This is a genomic window from Erythrobacter donghaensis (genome assembly GCF_001557325.1).
Classification (GTDB): Bacteria; Pseudomonadota; Alphaproteobacteria; order Sphingomonadales; family Sphingomonadaceae; genus Erythrobacter; species Erythrobacter donghaensis_B.
Map to the genome: position 1 here is coordinate 1 of NZ_LSJS01000150.1, position 3767 is coordinate 3767.

At 67.0% G+C, this 3767-nt stretch carries 2 protein-coding genes and 1 pseudogene; 2 read left to right on the top strand and 1 reads right to left on the bottom strand.

Translation table 11 applies throughout. From position 1 onward, the window contains the following. Positions 1–313: pseudogene (locus tag AX692_RS08145) on the top strand (hypothetical protein); the annotation flags it as partial. Between the two features lie 197 nt (positions 314–510). Beyond that, the gene (locus AX692_RS08150; protein WP_073975080.1) at positions 511–1026 is read left to right on the top strand and encodes a hypothetical protein; all 516 of its coding nucleotides are present in this window, start codon (positions 511–513) and stop codon (positions 1024–1026) included. 83 nt (positions 1027–1109) lie between these two features. On the opposite strand, the gene parC is transcribed toward AX692_RS08150, so the two are convergent. Then, complete coding sequence (gene parC, locus AX692_RS08155) at positions 1110–3419, bottom strand: DNA topoisomerase IV subunit A (RefSeq protein WP_073975079.1); 2310 nt, start codon at positions 3417–3419, stop codon at positions 1110–1112. Positions 3420–3767: the final 348 nt, after the last annotated feature.

A 3767-nucleotide genomic window follows, 5' to 3' on the forward strand; every position in this document is an offset into this window, starting at 1 on the left:
CGCCGCCCTTCAGCGGGAAAACGGGGACACTCCAGCCTTGCAGCACCCGCGCGCGCTCGCCTATCACCTGACGCCCGCCTTCGCCATCGACCGGCTGCTGCTGGCAGGCGGCGACGCGCGGGTGCTGCAAGGCTGGAGTGTCCCCGTTTTCCCGCTGAAGGGCGGCGCGATTGTCGCGCGCGGGGTGACCGCCGGGCCGGCCGTGGCGCGAATCCTCCAGACGGTCGAGGCGCGCTGGGTCGCAGAGGGCTTCCCGGATGGCGAGCGCATCGAGGCGATGCTTGCCGAAGAGCTCGCCCGCGCGACCCCGTGAGAGCCACGATTCGCCGCTAATGGGGCGAAAACCGGGACGGACGTCGCACAGACCGCCTCGGCTGCAATTGTCTCAATTATCGGACACAGGTTAGGTTTGCTCCTGCGGGCCACCCCCAGCCCGCATCCCAGCCCGGACGTGCCGCCTCCCCCCTTGGCACAGCAACCCTCCGGCACATGGAACAAGGGAGTTGAACAATGAAGATCCTCAAGCAGGCACTGCTCGCCGCTGCGCTCGCCGTGACCCCGGCTGCGGCCTTCGCGCAGGATGTCGGTGCCACGATTTACGGCTCTGACGGCAATGCCGTGGGCACCGTCGCCGAGGTGAATGATCAGGTGGTCGTGATCGACACCGGCACGCACAAGGCCCCGGTCCCCGTCGGCATGGTGCTCGATGGCGAGAAGGGCAAGAGCGTCAATGCCACCAAGGCCCAGATCGACACCATGATGGCCGAGCGCATTGCCGAAGCCAACGCCAAGCGCGACGCGGCGCTGGTCGAGGGCGCCGCGGTGGTCTCGATCGGCGGACGTCCGGCGGGCATGCTCGGCAAGGTCGATCTTGCCGCCGACAGCATCGACTTCAAGGCCGAGGGTGGCACGGTCTTCCCGATGAAGAAGGAGCATTTCGCGGTGAACCCGCAGGGCCAGCTGATGGTGCTCTACAGCAAGGACCAGATCGCCGCGGCGGCGGCGGGTGCCAAGACCGGCGGCTAGTCCGTCTCGCACTGTGCGGCCGGGCGGCATGTCCCGTCCGGCCGCTTTTCGCGCTCAAGCAGCGAAGCGGTAGCGCGATCAAATCACCCGAAGCGGTTGTTTTTCGGGAAACCCTGCGGCGGCATCCGCCCTGCTGCACCGCGCGCGACCTTCCACATGCGGATCTCGGTCTCGGTGCGGGTGCGCTCGCCCGACCCGCCCATCTGCCAGCTGAGGCCATCGGCGAGCACGAAGGTGGTGGCATCCGCCATCCCCCCGTCGCGGTAGCGTTGCAGCTGCACGCCCTGCCCGCGCGACATCACCGGCAGTTCCTCGAGGTTGAACACCACCAGCTTGCGGTTGTCGCCCACCACCGCGACATGATCGTGGCCCTCGCCGATGAGGCGGATCACCGCGAGCCGCGCGCCATCCTTCAGGTTCACGACCTGCCGCCCCTTGCGCGTTTCGGCGAGCAGTTCGTCCAACGCCGCGACGAAACCCTTGCCGTGGCTCGAAGCGAGCAGCAGGCGGCCGCCCGGGCGGTGCACCATCAGCGCGCAGACGCTGGCCTCGCTCTCGAGGTCGATCATCGTGCGCACCGGTTCGCCGAAGCCGCGCGCGCCGGGGAGCTTGTCGCAGCCCAGCGTGAAGAACCGCCCGTCGGATGCGGCGAGCAGCAGCTTGTCGGTCGTCTGGGCGTGGAGAATGAAGGCGAGGCCGTCGCCTTCCTTGTACTTGAATTCCTGATCGAGCGGGACGTGGCCGCTCGCCGCCCTGATCCAGCCCTTCTGGCTGAGGATCACCGTAACCGGCGCCTTCTCGATCATCGCATCCATGCTGAATTCGACCGTCGGGGCAGCCTCGGCGATCAGCGTGCGGCGCTTGCCCAGCGGCGTGTCCTCGCCGTAGGACTTGCGAAGCGCGCGCAGGTCGCGCTTCAACCGGGTGCGCTGCTTGGCCGGGCTTTCAAGCAGGGCGGTAAGCTCGGCCTCTTCGGCCAGCAGCTCGTCCTGCTCCTTCCTCAGCTGCATCTCCTCGAGCTTGCGCAAGGAGCGCAGCCGCATGTTGAGGATCGCCTCGGCCTGGCGGTCGGTCAGTTCGAACTCGGCCATCATCACCGGCTTGGGCTCGTCCTCGGTGCGGATGATCTCGATCACCCGATCGAGGTTCAGGAAGGCGATGATGTAGCCGCGCACCAGCTCGAGCCGGCTCGCAATCTGCTCCAGCCGGTGCTTCGCGCGGCGCTGCAGGATGTCGATCTGCGCGAAGGTCCAGCTTTCGAGCAGCTCCTTCAGCCCCATCACCATCGGCGTGCGCCCGAACCCGGGCCGCGCGTCGAGGACGTTGAGGTTGAGGCTGAAGCGAGTCTCGAGATCGGTGAGCTTGAACAGGCTCTCCTTCAGCAGCTCGGGATCGACATTGCGGCTCTTGGGCACCAGCACGATGCGGATCGCCGCGTCGCTCTCGTCGCGCACGTCCTCGAGTATGGGGAGCTTGCGGTCGGCGATCGCTTGCGCGATCTGCTCGATCAGTTTGGACTTGGGCACCTGATAGGGAATTTCCGAGATGACCAGCTGCCACTGGCCCCCGCCCAGCCGCTCGATCCCCGCCGCGATATCGGCCTCGTCCCTGGCCTCGGGCGCAAGGAAGCGGCCGCGCAGGCGGAAGGCGCCGCGCCCGGTGCGATAGGCCTCGGCGATGGCAGCGGGGCTGTCGACCACCTGGCCCCCGGTGGCGAAATCGGGGCCGCGAAAGTGCTGCATCAGCTCTTCGTGGCTGACCGAGGGGTTGTCGATCAGCGCCAGCGTCGCATCGATGATCTCGGCGACATTGTGGCTGGGGATGCTCGTCGCCATGCCCACCGCGATCCCGCTCGCGCCATTGGCGAGCAGGTTGGGGAACAGGCCGGGGAATATCTCGGGCTCGACCTCCTCGCCGTTATAGGTCGGGAGGAAGTCGACCGTGCCCTCGTCGAGCCCGGCCATCAGTTCGAGCGCGGTCCTGGTCAGGCGCGCTTCGGTGTAGCGGTAGGCGGCGGCGTTATCGCCATCGACATTGCCGAAATTCCCCTGCCCCTCGACCAGCGGGTATCTGAGGGCAAAGTCCTGCGCGAGGCGCACCATCGCGTCATAGACCGACGCGTCGCCATGGGGGTGATACTTGCCGATCACGTCACCGACGACGCGGGCGGACTTCTTGAAGGCGTCGGTCGGGTTGAGTTTCAATTGCCGCATCGCCCACAGCAGCCGGCGGTGCACCGGCTTCAGCCCGTCGCGCAGATCGGGCAGCGAGCGCGCGGTGATCGTCGAGAGCGCATAGACGAGGTAACGCTCGGACAGCGCGGCATCGAAGGGCGCATCGACGATCGCGTCGAAGCCGTCGTCAGGGGTATCGGTGGGAGGGGGCGCGGCCATGTCCTCCCATAACAACCGCCGCGGGCCCAAGGGAGAGGGGTTTCCACAGGGTTGCACATTTCGTCGCCGCGCGGATCGCGGCAAGAATGTGGCGAAATTGCGGTTGGATTATGGCGAAAATGAGGCATGATTGCGGCGAAACTGAGGCAGAGGCGCTGAGTCGCACCTCCCGCCGCTCAGCTTCACCGAGGAGAGAACCCATGCGTAAGACCCTGATTTGCGCCGTTTCCGTCACTGCCCTCACCCTTTCCGCATGCAGCAAGCCGCGCGACGAGACCGACGCGAGCTATGCCGATGGCAGCGAGACCGCCGTTGCCGCAGAGGCGATGACCGCGAGCGAACCCGCCC